Origin of the sequence: Bacteroides caecimuris (assembly GCF_001688725.2) — a bacterium.
In the GTDB taxonomy this organism is placed as follows: domain Bacteria; phylum Bacteroidota; class Bacteroidia; order Bacteroidales; family Bacteroidaceae; genus Bacteroides; species Bacteroides caecimuris.
Window position 1 is genome coordinate 4,135,928 of sequence record NZ_CP015401.2, and the last position, 18,493, is coordinate 4,154,420.

Annotated in this window: 12 protein-coding genes; 6 read left to right on the forward strand and 6 right to left on the reverse strand. The window is 44.5% G+C overall.

From position 1 onward, the window contains the following. Positions 1-35: 35 nt before the first annotated feature. The 6 genes from A4V03_RS18020 to A4V03_RS18040 all read right to left on the reverse strand — a co-directional run bounded on the left by A4V03_RS18020 (position 36) and on the right by A4V03_RS18040 (position 9,566). Complete coding sequence (locus A4V03_RS18020; protein WP_065540497.1) at positions 36-4,052, reverse strand: hybrid sensor histidine kinase/response regulator transcription factor; 4,017 nt, start codon at positions 4,050-4,052, stop codon at positions 36-38. Between the two features lie 99 nt (positions 4,053-4,151). Beyond that, positions 4,152-6,212, reverse strand: a complete 2,061-nt coding sequence (locus A4V03_RS18025) for an acetate--CoA ligase family protein (protein ID WP_065539811.1) — start codon at positions 6,210-6,212, stop codon at positions 4,152-4,154. A 275-nt stretch (positions 6,213-6,487) separates the two neighbouring features. Next, positions 6,488-6,715, reverse strand: a complete 228-nt coding sequence (locus tag A4V03_RS18030; RefSeq protein ID WP_135999309.1) for a hypothetical protein — start codon at positions 6,713-6,715, stop codon at positions 6,488-6,490. Positions 6,716-6,722: 7 nt separating this feature from the next. After that, positions 6,723-8,756 carry an RHS repeat domain-containing protein gene (locus A4V03_RS21585; protein ID WP_065539813.1) on the reverse strand — a complete coding sequence of 678 codons (2,034 nt, stop codon included), beginning with the start codon at positions 8,754-8,756 and terminating at the stop codon, positions 6,723-6,725. 174 nt (positions 8,757-8,930) lie between these two features. After that, the gene (locus A4V03_RS21590) at positions 8,931-9,281 is read right to left on the reverse strand and encodes a DUF6443 domain-containing protein (RefSeq protein WP_306821706.1); all 351 of its coding nucleotides are present in this window, start codon (positions 9,279-9,281) and stop codon (positions 8,931-8,933) included. Between the two features lie 18 nt (positions 9,282-9,299). After that, positions 9,300-9,566, reverse strand: coding sequence for a hypothetical protein (locus A4V03_RS18040; RefSeq protein WP_065539816.1), 267 nt, complete (start codon positions 9,564-9,566; stop codon positions 9,300-9,302). Between the two features lie 1,180 nt (positions 9,567-10,746). Between A4V03_RS18040 and metG the strand changes: the two genes are divergently transcribed. From metG to A4V03_RS18070, 6 genes are all read left to right on the forward strand, one after another. Continuing rightward, on the forward strand, positions 10,747-12,786 hold the full coding sequence (metG, locus tag A4V03_RS18045; RefSeq protein ID WP_065539817.1) for a methionine--tRNA ligase: 2,040 nt from the start codon (positions 10,747-10,749) through the stop codon (positions 12,784-12,786). Positions 12,787-12,959: 173 nt separating this feature from the next. Further along, positions 12,960-14,414 carry a lipopolysaccharide biosynthesis protein gene (locus A4V03_RS18050; protein WP_065539818.1) on the forward strand — a complete coding sequence of 485 codons (1,455 nt, stop codon included), beginning with the start codon at positions 12,960-12,962 and terminating at the stop codon, positions 14,412-14,414. Then, positions 14,404-15,456: a hypothetical protein gene (locus tag A4V03_RS18055; protein WP_065539819.1), complete on the forward strand. Its 1,053-nt coding sequence runs from the start codon at positions 14,404-14,406 to the stop codon at positions 15,454-15,456. Before A4V03_RS18050 ends, A4V03_RS18055 begins: the two co-directional genes overlap by 11 nt. A 55-nt stretch (positions 15,457-15,511) precedes the next feature. Further along, entirely contained in the window at positions 15,512-16,375 is an 864-nt protein-coding gene (locus tag A4V03_RS18060) for a LicD family protein (protein ID WP_065539820.1), read from the forward strand. Beyond that, the gene (locus A4V03_RS18065) at positions 16,372-17,394 is read left to right on the forward strand and encodes a hemolysin activation protein (protein WP_180323284.1); all 1,023 of its coding nucleotides are present in this window, start codon (positions 16,372-16,374) and stop codon (positions 17,392-17,394) included. The genes A4V03_RS18060 and A4V03_RS18065 overlap by 4 nt, the downstream gene beginning before the upstream one ends. Next, positions 17,367-18,485: a glycosyltransferase family 4 protein gene (locus tag A4V03_RS18070; protein ID WP_065539821.1), complete on the forward strand. Its 1,119-nt coding sequence runs from the start codon at positions 17,367-17,369 to the stop codon at positions 18,483-18,485. The genes A4V03_RS18065 and A4V03_RS18070 overlap by 28 nt, the downstream gene beginning before the upstream one ends. Positions 18,486-18,493: the final 8 nt, after the last annotated feature.

An 18,493-nucleotide genomic window follows, 5' to 3' on the forward strand; every position in this document is an offset into this window, starting at 1 on the left:
ACTTTTTACCTAATCTTTATAGCTATAAATTAATATTAACTCATGAAATTCTTTGGCAATACTCCAAATTGTTTTTGGAAACACTTAGCAAAATAAGATGGAGAACTAAAACCTACCATATAACAAATCTCATTTACCTGTTTTTCTCCCTCTTTCAATAATTGAGCAGCTTTCTTCAAACGCTCCAGACGAAGATACTCATTCGGACTCAAATCCAAGACGCCCTTCATCTTCCGATAGAAATTGGAACGACTCATATTCAAACTATCCGCCATATCATCCATGCTAAACTCCGGATTGCTATAATTCGTCAGAATTACCTCATTCAGTTTCTTTATAAAATCTTCGTCAGCTTTTGTCAGCGCCATCGTATTGGCGGCCACAAAAGGAGACTGCGCAAAAGCCTTACGTAGTTTCTCTCTATTCTGAATAAGGTTGGAAACACAAGCCTGCAAATATTCCACAGAGAAAGGTTTCTCCAGATAAGCATCTGCTCCCAATTCCATTCCCTCTATCTTAGACTGGATATTCGTCTTCGCAGTCAACAGTATAACAGGAATATGGCTATAATTCAAATCAGACTTGATCGTCTTACACAATTCAAAACCATCCATCACAGGCATCACGACATCACTAACCACCAAGTTCACATAATTACCATCCAACACTTGCAACGCTTCCGCACCATTAGTGGCAGTCAATACAGTATATTCTCTCGACAGCTGACGCACCACAAAGGCAAGCATATCCGGATTATCTTCTACAATCAGCACTGTAGACCGATTGTCCTTATTTTCCGTCTCTCCAACAGGAACTTCATTCATCGTGTCTATTTCAACTACCGGTTCCGGTGTTAAGGTTATTGTCATATCCTGAACGATCGGCAAAGTCAGACAGAAGGTGTTATTCTCTTCTCCTTTTCCCATGGCCAGAGTCCCCTGATGCAGTTCGGCCAATGAACGGGAAAGAGCTAAGCCAATCCCTGTTCCGGTAGTCACTTTTCCGTCTTCTTTCTCATTAAAACGAACGAAAGGTTTGAAAATTTCCTCTTTCATCTCATTAGGGATAATCACTCCATCATTCTCTGTACGAATACGGAATGAATTATTATTATCCGCTTCCGGCACCTCCAAAGATATATGTACGTAGCTTTCAGCATACTTCACCCCATTGTTCAACAGATTACTGATAATCTTCGTAAACGCCTCCCGGTTCACATGTGCATAGAAGTCCTTTTCAGGCACTTGCAAGGTGAACTCCAAACCTTTTTGTTTGGCAAGGGAAGTGAAACGTACATGAGTCTCCTTCAAGACCTCCGTTACATTACATTTCGCAAAATTCAAACGGAATCCCTGACTTTCCGTTTTACGGAAGTCAAGCAACTGATTAGTCAGGTTCAACAATCGTTCCGTATTCTGTTTCATTACATTCAGGTCTTCCCGCGTTTCCGCATCGACCCGTTTCTTTAATATAATGTTCTCCAACGGACCTTTAATCAATGTTAGCGGTGTACGTATCTCATGGGCCACATTCGTAAAGAAATCAATCTTTGCATAGTAAACTTCACGCTCCTTCTCCTGCTCGAATTTCTCCATCTGCCGGCGATGTTTCCTATTACTGCGTCTCTTGAAATACACAACAATTTGTAAAGAACAGCCGATAATCAGCAAAGCATACGCACAGTACGCCCACATAGAAAGATAGAAAGGAGGAAGAATATGTACTTCCAATACCACCTCATCGTCACTCCATACTCCATCACTATTGGAAACCTTCACCCGGAAGGTATAATCACCATATCGAAGATTAGAATAGGTAACAATAGGACTTTCTCCAATGGTCAGCCAGTCCGTATCAAAGCCTTCCAGCTTATACATAATCCGACTTGTCTTAGGAGCCTGAAAATCCAATGCTGCCACCCGGAAAGAAAAAGAGTTCTGATTAGACTGGAGAACAAGCTGATCAGAGAAAGTAATACTCTTTTCTAGCGGGGAACCCGGTTCACCGGCATATACTTCCTTTCCAAACAAGAAGAAATCAGTAATTACAATAGACGGAAGAGACTTGTTCTCGGAGAAATTCTTGGGATTAAAGGCTATAAAACCATCGATGCTACCCAAATAAATCGTACCATCCTCGGTTTCCAAGCTTGAACGATAATTAAACTGGTCGCCCAACAAGCCATTGGAGGTGGTATATACCTTCTTCATTCCGGTAGTAGGTTGAAAGCAGACCAAACCGTTGTTAGTTGTCAACCACAAAAAACCTTCTTTGTCCTCCACAATCTGGTATACAACATCGTTCGGCAGTCCCTCCGACAAAGTATAATTGGCAAATGTGTCCGTATCCGGCTGAAAACGACAAAAGCCTCCTCCTTGAGTGGTCAGCCAAATTTGCCGGTGAGAGTCTTCAAAGATACTTAATACCTTATCATACGGGAGACTCTTCGGATTATTTTCATCATGCAAATAGTTTTTCCATTTCTTTTCGCTCACATTGTAACAATAAGCCCCATTTGCATAGGTTGCCAGCCATAGATTGCCTCCGGAATCTTCCTTTATATCATATACAAACTTGCCGTTCAGTTCCGATATCCGGTCAAAATCATCAGACTGTTTATTATATCTTAGCAAACCGAACAAAGTTCCCAAGTAAATATCACCGGTCGTTGTACAGTAAATAGAGAAAACACTATTATCCATCAATGAACGGGGAGAATCTGTTTTCTGATAGGTTTTCACAATAGCTCCCGTACGTGTATCCACTACTTTCACTCCTTTTGAGAAGGTTCCCACCCAAAGATAATCGCCAACCAAGCACAAACCATGCACATTGGTAAAAGCACTGCTGGGCGTAAAGAAGGAGAAAGTTTTGGTCTTAGGGTTGAAACGGTTCAAGCCACCATCTTCCGTACCAATCCACAGAATACCCTGATTATCCTGGCAAAACTCACGTACTCGTTTGCCATGCAAACCATTATCAGTTCCTTTGGGATAATATTTCTCGAAATACGTATAAAAACGAGGATAGTAGTTCACACCTCCAAAATAAGAACCGATCCAAATGCCACCCTCGCGATCCTTACATAAGGAATAAATAGCATTGTCGGACAAGGAATAAGGATCATTGATCGAACTGCGCAAATGAACGTATTTACCCGTTCGGAGATTATAAATATAAAGTCCCGATTCTGTGCCAATCCACAATTCGTTATCAGAAGCGACCAACAACTCACGACAAAAAACAGACTCTCCATTTTCATCTTCTGAAAGCAAGTCATGCAATTTGTTAGAAGTCAGGTTCAGTTCTTTTACTCCTCCCTTTAAAGAGCCTATATATAAACAATTATATGCTCCTTTCACCAAGCCTATCACAACATCATTTTCATAAGTTTTTTGATTGTCTACAGGTGAAACATAAGGATGAAGGGTTTTCAGACGGTCTTTCGAATAGAAAAGCCCGTCACCATAGCATGCAATCCAAAGGGTTCCGCTATTATCGAAAACAAAAGACTGCACATTGGTGGAGATAAAAGAAAAGTTCTTCAATGTATGGTTCCGGAGTTTTCCTTCCTCCAGATCATAACAAAATAGTCCCTGCGACTCTACCGCTACCCAAATACACCCTTTGTTGTCTCCGGAGATTGCAGTTACAGTACGTTCTATTTTCGTGTTTTCTGCGCTCAAATCAGCAAAATACCGAAAAGAATCTTTTTCCGGGTTATAAATATAAAGTCCTACGTCCGTACCTACCCAGATATTTCCTTTCGCATCCTCATATAGAGCTGTAATAAAATTATTACCAATGCTCCGCTGTGTACGGTCATCATGTTTGAATTTGCGGAATGACAAACCGTCATATCTATTCAAACCATCTTTTGTGCCGAACCACATAAAGCCTTGCCTATCCTGCAAAATCGCATTGACCGTATTTTGAGATAATCCGTTCTGTACACTAAGATTTTTGAAATAATAATGCTCGTCCGCCATTTGCGCATGGCAGCCGATCTGATAGCCGATTAAACAGATTAAAAATATGAGAACTTTCTTCATAAATATACGTATTTTCCATCCTTCCGTTAGCGCTACCAAATGTAGGCAAAATCACATCGGAAAGATAATAAATATGTCTCAATGAATGAAAAAATAGTCCTATTTTTCTATTCGAATACGCGCGTCAACTGCTACAACGGTCTTTTGCGTTGCCAGAAGCGGATTTATATCCATTTCTTTGATCTCTGTAGCGAAACGTAGCAAAGTGGACAAACGGACAATAATTTCGGCAAATTTGTCTTCATTGACTCCCTTTTGTCCACGTGTTCCCTGAATGATTTTATAAGCACGCAAAGAATGAATCATTGAATAAGCTTCTTCGTAAGAAAGCGGAGCGAGACCGGAAGATACGTCTTTCAGCACCTCTACAAAAATACCTCCCAAACCACAAAGTACCACATGTCCGAATTTCTCTTCATATTTTGCACCAATAAACAGTTCCGTACCTTTCAGCATCGGCTGTACCATAATTGCTCTTGCATCAGGTATCTGCATCATACGATCAAATTCCAGTGCCAGATGTTGCTCACTTTTAATGTTCAGAACGACACCGCCGACATCCGATTTGTGCACAGGACCAACCACTTTGGCAACTACCGGAAATCCGCACCGACGGGCAAAAGCTACTATCTCCTCTTTATTATCGGAAACAAATTCATCTACCAACGGAATACCGGCAGCGTGCAACAATGCTTGTACATAATTAGGAGCGATATAACCATCTTCCTGAATGGAATCAATAATACGACGAATCCTCGGAACGTCCACTCCGAACAGTTCTATCTCAGGAGCTGCCGGCTTAGGAGCATTGACGATACGTGAAAGGGCAGTACCCAAGGTCACTTCGTCTGCAAAGTTCACATGTCCTTTTGCCAGAAAGGCGGAAACCTCCGCTCCGGCTGTATTAATGGAAGGAAGAATGGGGAAAATCGGCTTCTTGCAAGTCTGCATCTTTTCGTGAAGCACGTCGTACATTTCAAACATAGTAACCAATCCCGGAGTTCCGAAGATGGCCATCATGGCGTCTATATTGTCAAGTTTCTCTTCACAATAGTCGATGCAAAGGCGCAGATGCTCCGGTGTTCCGGTAGCCAGAATATCAATAGGATTCCCGACGGCAGCACCGGGGAATAGTTGGGCTTTTAATTCCTCGGTCACTTTTCCTTCCAGTTTAGGCACATTCAGTCCGCCTTTACTCAAGGCATCTGTCAGCATCACTCCCGGTCCTCCGGCATGAGTGATAATGGCAAAATTCTTTCCTTTCAATTCGGGTAAAGTAAACACGCAACCTACAGTAGTCAATTCTTCACGAGAGAAGCAACGCACAATCCCCGCCTTACGGAACAACGCCTCCACTGCCGAATCGGAACTGGCAATTGCACCTGTATGGGAAGATGCCGCCCGGCTTCCGCTCTCAGAGCTTCCGGCTTTGATTGCCGCAATCTTACAGCCTTTTCTTATTAATGAAGAGGCATGGAAGAGCAATCTGTCCGGGTTCTGAATACTTTCAATATAGAGTAGTTTCAGATGAGAATCTTTTTCGGGATCGAAGTTCTCATCCATAAATTGCAGCACATCTTCTACGCCGATCTGCTTGGCGTTTCCCACCGACCAGACTGAGTTGAACTGCAAACCTTTTGTTACGGCACTTTCGAGAATAAATACCGCCGTAGCACCGGAACTGGAAATCAAGTCCACCCCTTTGGGGTTTAAGTTAGGAATCGGTTGGCTGAACACGCTATGATGCCATGTATTCATCAATCCGATGCAGTTCGGACCAATCAACGAAGCCCCGTATTTATTGACTGTTTCCAAAATACGTTCTTCCAACAGTGCTCCTTCGTGAGTTTCTTCACCAAAACCAGCCGAAAGTATGATAAATGCCCTGGTTTGTTTCTTGCTGGCCAATGTTTCCACCATATCAGGACACATCGAGGCAGGCACAGCCAACACCGCCAGATCTGTGTCCGGCAGATCATCCACATCCGCAAAGGCGGGAACTCCTTGCACTTCTGTCTCCTTCGGGTTCACCGCCCGAAGTTCTCCCTGATAACCTCCGTTTATCAAATTCTTTAATATTGCGCCACCCGGCTTATGCACATTATTCGATGCCCCTACTACGACAATGCTTTCAGGACGAAGCAACTGGGTTGTTATCATATCATGCTTTGGTTTTCGTTTAAACTAGGATACAAATATATTCTTTCTTATGAGAAAAAAGAAAGAAAAAGGGGAGAAATATAAGAGAAAACATAGGATAATGGGAAGAAAGATGAAGAAATCAGGTGGATGATGCTGACTTATTGATTAGTTTAAAAGATTATCCTGATATAAACTGTTTTTAGCCAACTTATGTCAGGGAAATACAGATTCAAGACATTACCTTAATACAAGAAAGACTCTGGCATAAGTTGAAATCTTATGCCAGAGAAAAGTTACTTTAACAAGGAATGTACCCATTCACGAGGAATACCGATATAATGATCATAGCCAACAATATGATTGTTCAAGGCAATAGATAATATAACAATTATTGCTGTAGCCACACCTATAATTGCTAAAATTATTGTGTATGGCGTATTTTTATATTCAATAATCTCTTTTTTCCTTTTTCTTTCTATATGGGTATTCTTAGTTGTCCACTTCTTTCTTCTCTTTTTCATAAACATATTAGTGTTGAATCAATTCAGGCAGGATTCTTCTTGTTGATGTTCCAAATCGGAACCTTTCAGGGTGAAGAAACAATTCTGTCTGTATAACCTCTTTCGGAGATATACCTATTTTGTCTTGTATAACTTTTTTGCGTTCTGCAAGCATTTCAAGACTTTCTACCAATGATTTTCCAGTAAAGTCGACTTCTCCCAATCCCTTTTCTATCTCCCTTGCTTTCATTTCGTAATCAAGTTGTTGCATAGCCAATTGAGGATCATCTATCACTATTTCCGTGCTATTTTGAACATTGCCATCTTCTCCATAACGCACAGTGCTAACAAGACTTATCAATTTTTCTCTGAATTCAATATGATTGCTTGTCAAATCACCAAAACCTGACAGCCACATTCCGAGTTCATTATTATTACTCATCTGCACCTCATTACCACCCGGAGTATTAACCGTATTTAAAATAGTCTGAGGTCCCATTCCTACCATCTGCCTTGTGCCATTCCCCCGATAAGTCATAGAAGTTTTTTGTACATAAGACTGCGGTCTCATACCTCTTGGATAGAAAGCATAAGGATTGGGTCTTCCTCCATTCCGATATCCTCTTCTTACAGGTGGGCGTGTGGGTCTACCTTGTTTTCCATCAGGGTCTATATATTTAACAGGATTATCGAAACAATAGTTATATGGACTGAACGGATAGAATTTCTCCGCCAACGGATCCACTGAATGCCAACGTCCTAACGCTGCATCATACTGTCTCGCCCCATAATCATACCAATCCAGTCCGCCTTTCCGATCCAATTCCTTGCCGTTATATTTATAAGGCTGAACAGAACCGACAGAAGAAGCCATCAACCCGCCGAACGGATAATAATCATTCACCTCCTCCACGATACCGTCCTCATCGGCAACCACACGGTTGTTGCCCTGATAATCCTGAATGAAGTAATGATACTTATCATCGTTCAAAGAAACATAGCCAGTCTCAGTCAACAACAATCTGAGAACACCATTTTCATAGACCACATTGCCGCAATAGTCCGTAACAGTTGTATCATCTCCTATCACATGTGTGGCGCGAAGTTTCGTTCCGTTTGCATCATACAAGTAAACAATACTATCTCCGTTTTCAAATTCTATACGACTTGGCAAATTTAAATAATTATATTGGATATCAACAATCTTCTTATTCAAATCTTTTATCAGATTACCACTGGCGTCGTAAAAATATTCGGTCGCTTCATCTGCACCGTCTACAAATTCAAAGGCATTGGAATACACCGACTGTCCGGCTTTATCCTTTACTGCAAGCAAACGATTACCATCATAAGCCATCAACAGATTATCTATCAGACCATAACTATGCTCAGACAACTTGCCTGAACGCTTTATTCCCAACATATTTCCATTCTTATCGTAGCCGGCCACTTGCTCATTGAAATAACCAGGATTGACATCAAGGGAACTCCCTTCGCCATACATTGCATCCTTCATCCGGTTCAAACCGTCATAGCTGAACTTATATCCCGACAGTTTGCCCGACAGAGCCGATTGCCACGTAACACTACTGATATTCCCATTGTAACAAGGAATACCTGCACCATCCACATAATACATCTTTTGTTTGAAAAGCGGGCTTTCAATACTTGTCAGCCAATTACGAATATTGTAATCATAGCCCAATGTCATTGTCCCATTGTTCAGCTTCACTTTTTTCAACCGGCACAAATCATCATATTCATTCTCCGACAATACACTTTCCTGCCCACCATTCAAGGTATGTTTTACTTGTTTCAAACGTTCGCCATTGTCATATATAAAATTACAATACTCTGCAATTACCACATTCCGTCCAGAATCGAGCTGTAAATGAACGCATCCTTTGGTCAACCCCGTAAACGTGTACGAATAAAAATAGATATCATATCCTCCCAAATGGTTCGTGCCCCGTTGCTGGATGATACGCCCTTTATTGTCATAATAAAACACCGTCAACAGGGATGTATTATCATCCAAATAAGAACGTTTTCCCGATTTCAATCCGACAGGAGTTTGGCATATACCCTTACATCCGAAACAGACGGAACATTGACAGAAAAACCTATGCCCGTTCCTTTTATAGCCTCTCTTCCTTTTTCGTCAGCAATGGAGAAAACCCATTCCTGCTTTTGCCGTTGAAGACTATTTTGAACATATATCAGCCTATCGGTCTTGTCATATACATAACGGCAGGACAGAAGCGCCATTGTTACCCACAACGTGGAGTGGCAACCATTGTTGCGACAGCCTTCCTATGGAATCGTATGTAAAAGTAGATATCAAATCCCCTTTGGCTGGAGATATTTCATGCCATACTGTTTGTACAGGTTTTCCTAATCCGTCAAAATACCGGTATTCCTCAAGCATGGAATCCCCTTTGTCAGAAAGCATCGTTTGCTTATGGATAAAGCTTCTGTTAAAACTTGCCGAATTCCTTTCCATTGTTGTTGCGGCAGAAAAATGTTCGCTTCCCGATAAGACTATGCAAATTGACGATAATAATATAAATGCAAATATCTTTCTCATATACTACAAGCTATGTTTTTAATTGTTTATACCCGAATCATAATGATAATCATATCTGGTGACTACATTCCTGTCATCATCCTTCACACACTGAAGTCTTCCTTCATTATCATATTCATAATAAGTCTTCACTCCCCTGGGATCTGTCATCGAAATTATCCCAATCAACGGTTTGTACTCGTAACTATACCTTAATCCGTTCTTTTCTATAATGACCGGATAACGTCCGTTGTATCCCCACACATAAGAAATGACACTTCCGTCTTTAAGCGTTCGTCGCGTCAAATGTCTAGTTAAAAGCCAAATGTTCAGTTAAGCCTACGAAGTCTGTCGTTTACATTTTGTGTATTCCTCACTGCCGTGACGTCATTTATGCAGCCGGATCGGGCGCTTTTCTGGTCTTCCAGAGTTGACTGGAAGGGTTTGTACAATACTGGCATAATTGTAATAGTTTTTTAGTTGTTAATAATTCTAGTTCGTCTGTGTCTTTAAGCTTATCGACAATGCAAATATAAGGCCTTATTTCCGCCTGTACAAGAGATTTTGAAAATGTGCGTTAATAAATTCGTTAATATAAATATTTGTCTATATATGTCTTATTTACAATGTATTACGTGACAAAAACGGCATCATAGCCCTTATCCATTCAGTTATTCAGGGTACTCAACAGAAAATCTCCTCCCTTTTCTTCCTCATCCCCTCCTTTGGGCAAAGGAGGGTTAGGGAGGATGTTTTCTTTCCTTTCTTTTTCTTTTCTTTTTAGGAGGGTGCTTTTTGTTACAGTATCCGGGGATTCTGTTACAGTATCGGGGGGTTGCGTTACAATATCCGCGGTTTCTGCAACAGCATCCGGGAGGATCGAGTGTACGGTTTCAAGGGCAGGCTGACAGTTTTACGGCATTCCTTACAGTAGTTGCCGGGAAATGTTAGTTTTTATCAGTCAGGCCTGTAATCAGCCAAATACGGAGTATTCGTATACAATATGTTGTCCTTCTGTTATCCTATCGGCAAGTATTAACATCCGGCATTTCAGGTATTAATAGTTAGAGAAATGACTGTTAACACTTGAGGGAACAGCTGTTAACAGCTATCAAACGCGATGGCAATTGTGAAATTCTCCATCAGGAGGCACATGATGATGTAAGTTTCAAGGTTTCACCACAGAGGACACAGTGGACACGGAGGAGATAAAGGGGACGGAGGAGACAGAGGAATACTGATCTTTCATATTCATCCTCAAAGCCCCCCCGCAGGATGTGTTGCATAAGCGCAGTTGCCACATACCGTACAGGCAATCACAACTACAAAGCAACCACGACCACAAGGCAGCCGCAACCACAAGACAATCACAAAACCACCACAACTAATGAGAATGAAAAATCTGTGTTAATCCGTGTAATCTGTGGTGAAAAATCATTATCTTTGCACATTGCAAAGCTGAAAACAACAAAAATCACACTATATAATGGAAAAGAAATTCAAAAGAACCACCGTCACATCGGCACTGCCGTATGCGAACGGTCCTGTCCATATCGGTCACTTGGCTGGTGTATACGTACCGGCAGATATTTATGTGCGTTATCTGCGTTTGAAAAAAGAAGATGTATTATTCATCGGAGGTTCGGACGAACACGGGGTGCCTATCACGATTCGCGCCAAGAAAGAAGGAATTACTCCGCAGGATGTAGTAGACCGTTATCATTCGCTGATAAAAAAATCATTCGAAGAATTCGGTATCTCATTCGACGTGTATAGCCGCACCACTTCGCCGACGCATCACCAATTGGCTTCGGATTTCTTCAAAACATTGTACGATAAAGGCGAATTCATCGAGAAAACGTCTGAACAATATTACGACGAGGAAGCAAAAACATTCCTTGCCGACCGTTATATCACCGGAGAATGTCCCCACTGCCATTCCGAAGGCGCTTACGGCGACCAATGCGAAAAGTGCGGAACCTCACTTTCTCCTACGGATCTTATCAACCCGAAAAGCGCCATCAGCGGCAGCAAACCGGTGATGAAAGAAACCAAACACTGGTATCTTCCTCTCGACAAGCACGAAGGATGGCTGCGCAAATGGATTCTGGAAGACCACAAAGAATGGCGTCCGAACGTGTACGGTCAGTGTAAGAGCTGGCTCGACATGGGACTGCAACCACGTGCCGTGAGCCGTGACCTCGACTGGGGTATCCCCGTCCCCGTAGAAGGAGCAGAAGGAAAAGTGCTTTATGTATGGTTTGACGCACCTATCGGCTACATCTCCAACACCAAAGAACTGCTCCCCGACAGCTGGGAAACATGGTGGAAAGATCCTGAAACCCGCCTGATCCATTTCATCGGGAAAGACAACATCGTGTTCCACTGCATCGTATTCCCCGCCATGCTGAAAGCAGAAGGCAGCTATATCCTGCCGGAAAACGTGCCGAGCAACGAATTCCTCAACCTCGAAGGAGACAAAATCTCCACTTCCCGCAACTGGGCTGTATGGTTGCACGAATACCTGGCGGACTTCCCCGGCAAACAGGACGTACTCCGCTACGTACTGACCGCCAACGCACCGGAAACGAAAGACAACGACTTCACCTGGAAAGACTTCCAGGCACGCAATAACAACGAACTGGTAGCCGTATACGGTAACTTCGTGAACCGTGCAATGGTATTGACTCAGAAATACTTCGACGGGCGCGTACCTGCACAAGGCGAATTGACCGACTACGACAAAGAAACGCTGAAAGAATTTGCAGACGTAAAAGCAGAAGTGGAAAAACTGCTCGACGTATTCAAATTCCGCGACGCACAGAAAGAAGCCATGAACCTGGCACGTATCGGCAACAAATACCTCGCCGACACCGAACCGTGGAAACTGGCAAAAACAGACATGGAGCGTGTAGGTACCATCCTCAACATCTCCCTGCAACTGGTTGCCAATCTTGCCATCGCCTTCGACCCGTTCTTGCCGTTCAGCTCGGAGAAACTCCGCAAAATGCTGAACATGGAAAGCTTCGAATGGTCGGAACTGGGACGTGACAACCTTCTGCCTGTAGGTCACCAGCTGAACAAACCGGAATTATTGTTCGAAAAGATTGAAGATGCTACGATCGAAGCACAAGTACAAAAATTGCTCGATACAAAGAAAGCAAACGAAGAAGCCAACTACAAGGCTAATCCTATCCGTCCGAACATCGAATTCGAGGATTTCACGAAACTGGATATCCGTGTAGGTACCATTCTTGAATGTCAGAAAGTGCCGAAAGCGGATAAATTGCTGCAATTCAAGATTGACGACGGACTGGAAACACGTACCATCGTATCGGGCATTGCCAAGCATTACCAACCGGAAGAGCTGGTAGGCAAACAGGTTTGCTTCATCGCCAACCTTGCTCCGCGCAAACTGAAAGGCATCGTCAGCGAAGGCATGATTCTAAGTGCCGAAAACAACGACGGTAGTCTGGCAGTCATCATGCCGGGACGTGAGGTGAAGCCGGGTAGCGAAGTAAAATAATAAAACTTAAATAGGGAATGAGGCTGTCTACAAAGTCGGTTCTATCATCTACAATAAGATAGGAGGAATCTCGTTTATCCTACCACCCCGTCCTTCGGACACCCCTCCTTCCCGAAGGAGGGGAGTTAGAGTGACTGACGACTTTTTAGACAGCCTTATTTTTTGCAAATAACATGAGCGAGAATCAGTCACTAAAAGAAAAAACAGCCAAAGGACTATTTTGGGGAGGATTCAGCAACGGCATACAGCAGTTGTTAAACCTGCTTTTCGGAATATTCCTCGCACGGTTGCTCACTCCGGCAGACTATGGAATGGTGGGAATGTTGGCTATCTTCTCCCTCATTGCCAGTTCGATACAGGAGAGCGGTTTCACAGCCGCCCTTGTCAACAAGAAGGAGGTGACACACAATGATTACAATGCTGTCTTCTGGTTCAATGCCGCCATCAGCTTATCCTTGTATCTACTGTTATTCCTGTGCGCACCGCTCATTGCCGATTTTTACAAGACTCCCGAACTGATACCGCTGGCACGTTATTCCTTCATCGGATTCTTCATAGCCAGCCTGGGAATATCCCACAGCGCCTATCTTCTGCGAAACCTGATGGTGAAACAGCGTGCCCTGTCTTCCGTCATCGGGCTTACCGTATCCGGAATCACCGGAGTCACTCTTGCCTACTTCGGTTTCTCTTATTGGGGTATTGCCACGCAAAGCATCGTTTATGTAGCCGTCAACACAGCCTGTTACTGGCATTTCACCCGTTGGCGACCGAGCTTGCAGTTCAGCTTCACCCCGATTAAGGAAATGTTCGGATTCAGCGGGAAGCTACTGGTTACTAATGTATTCAATCACATCAACAACAACCTGTTCTCTGTGATACTGGGCAAGTTCTACACCGAAAAGGAAGTAGGATATTACAACCAAGCCAATAAATGGTGCGGCATGGGACAGCTCTTTATATCCGGCATGATAAACGGAGTGGCGCAACCGGTACTCACCAAAGTGTCGGACGACCTTGAACGGCAAAAACGGGTATTCCGCAAAATGCTGCGTTTCACCGCCTTCGTCTCGTTTCCTGCCATGCTCGGACTGGGCATCGTATCAGAAGAGCTGATTACCATCACCATCACCGACAAATGGTATTCCAGCATATCCATCATGCAGATTCTGTGTATCAGCGGAGCCTTCACTCCCATCGCATACCTCTATCAGCAACTCATCATCAGCAAAGGAAAATCCCGCATCTATATGTGGAACACCATAGCGCTCGGCATTATTCTACTGTCAGGCGTTCTGTTAGTCCACGCACACGGGATCTATGCCATGCTCGCCGTCTATGTATCCACCAATATACTGTGGCTACTGACGTGGCACTACTTCGTATGGCAGGAAATCGGACTAAAGCTGCGCCATGCGCTGATAGACATACTTCCATACGCTGTCATTGCCGCCACCGTCATGGTAATCACCTATTACTCCACCCGTTCCATCGAGAATATTTATCTCCGCCTGGCAAGCAAGATAGTGCTCGCAGCAGCACTCTACGTAGCCGCCATGTGGGGCAGCCGTTCGGTCACCTTTAAAGAAAGCATCCAGTATTTCATCAAAAAGAAGCCACATGAACCCTAATGATCTTGCCACCAAATACCGCCTTCTGAACAGTTCTTTCAAAAAGACGATGATCTATCACATAGGTATAGACGCCGGATTCTTTACCGAATATACCTATATGCTCCATGCAATGCTCTATTGCCTGCAACACAAAATACAGTTCAAGCTTTACTCCGACGACGCCAACTTCGGATGGGAAAAAGGCTGGGAAGACTGTTTCGCACCTTTCTGCGAGCAAGTGCACGAACCGTTTCACCACACCTACAACACCCATCGCCTGCCTTCATGGCAAGCATTGATGCAAGACAAAAAACTATCTAAAACGAAGTTACTGAAATGGAAACTGAAAGTAACGTGCAAGAACATCATCGGAAAAACCCTTGCTTTCTTCACATATGGCAAACCGGTGTTGCTCAACTTCCAGGTGACGTTCAACCCCAACCAGCACTTCCATATCCCCGAACTGGGAATAGACGGTGACTACCTCCACACCTTCCAAAAGCTGACGGAAATCACTTGGAAACTCAACGACACCACCGCACAGGAATGTCGCCAATTTGCCGCCACCCTGCAACTTCCGCCTCAATACGCCGGATGCCAGATACGCGGAGGAGACAAGATAACCGAAACCAACCTGCTGCCGCCGGAACACTACATACGCCTCATCAAAGAAAAAACAGCCATCCGCGACGTCTTTGTACTGACCGACGACTACCGCCTCTTCGAGCAAGTGCAAACCCTTGCCCCGGACATACATTGGTACACCCTTTGCAGCCCCAACGAGCAAGGATACGTCAACAGCGCTTTCACGCAGACCGCCAAAGAGCTGAAACAGAAACAAATGGCACGTTTCCTCTGCTCGATACAGCTATTGATGGATGCTTCCGTCTTTATAGGAAGTATCACCACCGGTCCCAGCCTGTTCCTGTTGAAGAAGTTCTATCCGGAGATCCATCCGGCAGACTGTCTGCTCAAGGATTTCCCACAGGCATCCGTCCTCCCCATTCCGAGACGCGGGCGAGTGGCGACCGAATTTATGCAAGGAAACTTAAAGTTATAGTAACTTAGCAATATAATTACTACATTTGCAAGACAACGTGCATTAACCATTTCCGATGAACAAGAAATATACAGCCGAAGAGCTTGATTTATTACATGCCGAACTTTACGACATATTGGGAGAAACCATCCGGGTGTGTCAGAAGCACGATATCCCCTATTTTGTGATAGGCGGCACAGCCATCGGCGCACTCTACGATCAGGGAATTCTCCCCTGGGATGACGATATAGACATCGGCATGACGCGGGAGAATTACAACAAATTCTTAAAAGTAGCCCCCGGGGAACTGGGTCCCTCCTACTTCCTTTCATGGATAGAGACAGACCCTCACACCCCCTATTACTACGCGAAGGTTAAGAAAAACAACACCCTCTTTGTAGAAGAAATGTTCAAGAACGTCCCGATGCATCCGGGCATCTTTGTAGATATCTTCCCGTTCGACAGGATTCCCGACAACAAACTGCTGCGGCAAATGCAATCCGGCATACTCGGCTTCCTCAAATGCTGCCTGATGGGAAAAGAGATATGGATGTGGAAACACTTCGGCAAGTGCGAAATAGAGAACCCTACCAACCGGGGAGCCTTCTCCTGTCTCCTGAACAGAATAGTCGACTTTCTTTTCTCTAAAAAAGCAATTTACCGGATGCTGGTATCCGTGCAAAGCTGTTTCAACTCGCGAAACACCCGCTACTACAACAACGTCATGGCAACCGCCGACCACGTGACCGTAGAGAGCCTCCGCCACCTGCAACCGGTGAAGTTCGGTCCCCTCACCGTGACCGCTCCCGATGATCTGGAAGGGTTCCTGCGATACAACTACCCGACCTTGCATCGATTTACCAAGGAGGAACAGGAGAAAGTGAACAACCACTATCCTGCCGCCCTGTCATTCAGTACAACCCCAAAACAAGAACGATGAATATGAAATCCGCTTTAGTAGACGTCCCGGTACTTATCCTGTTCTTCAACCGCCCGCAACAGTTGTCGCAAGTGTTCGAGCAAGTGAAGAAAGCACGTCCGTCCCGGCTCTTCCTCTATCAGGACGGAGCACGAAACGAACGCGATTTGCCCGGAATAGAAGCCTGCCGTGAAATCGTATCACAGATAGACTGGGAATGCGAAGTAGAACGCCTTTATCAGGAAAAGAACTTCGGCTGCGACCCTTCAGAATACATTTCGCAGAAATGGGCCTTCTCCAAAGTCGACAAGTGCATCGTATTGGAAGACGACGATGTGCCCTCCGTCTCCTTTTTCCAATTCTGCAAGGAGATGCTGGATAAATACGAACACGACACCCGCATCAGCATGATTGCCGGATTCAACCCCGAAGAAATCACCCAGGATATGCCATCCGACTATTTCTTCGCAACCACCTTTTCCATCTGGGGATGGGCGAGCTGGAAACGGGTAGTCGACCAATGGGACGAGTTTTACAGTTTCCTGGACGACTCCTTCAACATGCAACAACTAAAGCAGCTCATCAAGGAGCGCAAATACCGGAGCGACTTTATCTATATGTGCCAGCGTCACCGGGAACAACAGAAAGCCTTTTATGAAACCATCTTCCACGCCTCTATCCTGTTCAACTCCGGACTAAGCATCGTGCCTACCCGCAACATGATAAACAACCTCGGAGCAACGGCAGATTCCACCCATTTCGCCGGCTCGGTCCACACCCTGCCCAAGGGCTATCGCCGCATCTTCACCATGAAGCGTTACGAGGTGGACTTTCCGCTGCGGCATCCCCGCTACGTCATTGAAAACGTAGCCTACAAAGAGAAGGTTTACCGCATCATGGGCTGGGACCATCCATGGATCAAGATAGGGCGTTCGTTCGAAGAACTGTTCCTCAACCTGAAATACGGTAATTTCTCCATCATTATGAAAGCTGTCAAAAACCGAATAAACAAATGGCTGAAAAGAAACAAGCACCACTAAATAAGTTGCTTACTATTTATTTTTACCATACCCGCCTCACACGGGAAAGTTACGAGGAATGGAAAGAATATAAATTCCCCGGGCATATTTTATACGGACTTCCTCTGCTGGAAAATTACGGAATACATTCCGTAATGCACAAATGCAAATATTTCTCCAGTCGCCTGAAGCTCATGTTTTACGCCACCAAAGAGATTCTCTTCTGCAAGGAAAAATACGACATGATCTATGCCACCTCTTTCCGGGGGATAGAACCTGTCATCTTCCTCCGTGCGCTGGGGCTGTACCGCAAACCTATTGTCATCTGGCATCACACAGCAGTCGTCACCAATCCCAAACCGTGGCGCGAACAAATCTCCCGCCTTTTCTACAAAGGCATCGATCAAATGTTCCTGTTCAGCCGGAAACTGATTCAGGACTCGCAGAAAACCCGGAAAGCTCCATCCCACAAACTGAAACTGATACATTGGGGACCCGATCTTCCTTTCTACGACCATCTGTTGGCAGAAATGCCCGACCGGAAGCCCGAAGGATTTATCTCCACCGGCAAAGAGAACCGGGACGTGGACACCTTACTCCAAGCATTCGCGGCAACCAACGAGGAATTGGATCTGTACATTGCTGTCTCATGCGGCAACATCAACTATAAAAAGATACTCGACCGCTATTCAGTGCCCGACTCCATCCGTATCCACTATACCGACGGAGTGATTCCCTACGAACTGGGAAAACTGGTAGCCCGCAAAAGCTGCATCGTCATCTGCTGCCTGGACTTCCCCTACACCGTAGGACTGACCACTCTTGTAGAAGCATTTGCCCTCGGCATCCCCGTCATCTGCTCACGCAACCCCAACTTCGAAATCGACATCGACAAGGAAGAAATTGGCATCACCGTAGAATATAACGATGTACAAGGCTGGATAGACGCTATCCGCTACATCGCCAGCCATCCCGAAGAGGCACGACGCATGGGAAAGAATGCACGCAAACTGGCAGAAAAACGCTTCAACCTCGAGATCTTTTCGCGCGAAATAGCAGAAAGCTTGTTGGAAATATCAAACATTTCCTCTAAAAACCGTACATTTGCATAAACTTTTGC

Excerpts from the sequence above, each read along its gene's own strand:
- A4V03_RS18020 (WP_065540497.1), bottom strand. The coding sequence starts at position 4,052 with ATGAAGAAAGTTCTCATATTTTTAATCTGTTTAATCGGCTATCAGATC.
- A4V03_RS18030 (WP_135999309.1), bottom strand. The coding sequence starts at position 6,715 with ATGAAAAAGAGAAGAAAGAAGTGGACAACTAAGAATACCCATATAGAA.
- A4V03_RS18050 (WP_065539818.1), top strand. The coding sequence starts at position 12,960 with ATGAGCGAGAATCAGTCACTAAAAGAAAAAACAGCCAAAGGACTATTT.
- A4V03_RS18065 (WP_180323284.1), top strand. The coding sequence starts at position 16,372 with ATGAATATGAAATCCGCTTTAGTAGACGTCCCGGTACTTATCCTGTTC.
- A4V03_RS18060 (WP_065539820.1), top strand. The coding sequence starts at position 15,512 with ATGAACAAGAAATATACAGCCGAAGAGCTTGATTTATTACATGCCGAA.
- A4V03_RS18070 (WP_065539821.1), top strand. The coding sequence starts at position 17,367 with ATGGCTGAAAAGAAACAAGCACCACTAAATAAGTTGCTTACTATTTAT.
- A4V03_RS18025 (WP_065539811.1), bottom strand. The coding sequence starts at position 6,212 with ATGATAACAACCCAGTTGCTTCGTCCTGAAAGCATTGTCGTAGTAGGG.
- A4V03_RS21590 (WP_306821706.1), bottom strand. The coding sequence starts at position 9,281 with ATGAGAAAGATATTTGCATTTATATTATTATCGTCAATTTGCATAGTC.
- A4V03_RS18055 (WP_065539819.1), top strand. The coding sequence starts at position 14,404 with ATGAACCCTAATGATCTTGCCACCAAATACCGCCTTCTGAACAGTTCT.
- metG (WP_065539817.1), top strand. The coding sequence starts at position 10,747 with ATGGAAAAGAAATTCAAAAGAACCACCGTCACATCGGCACTGCCGTAT.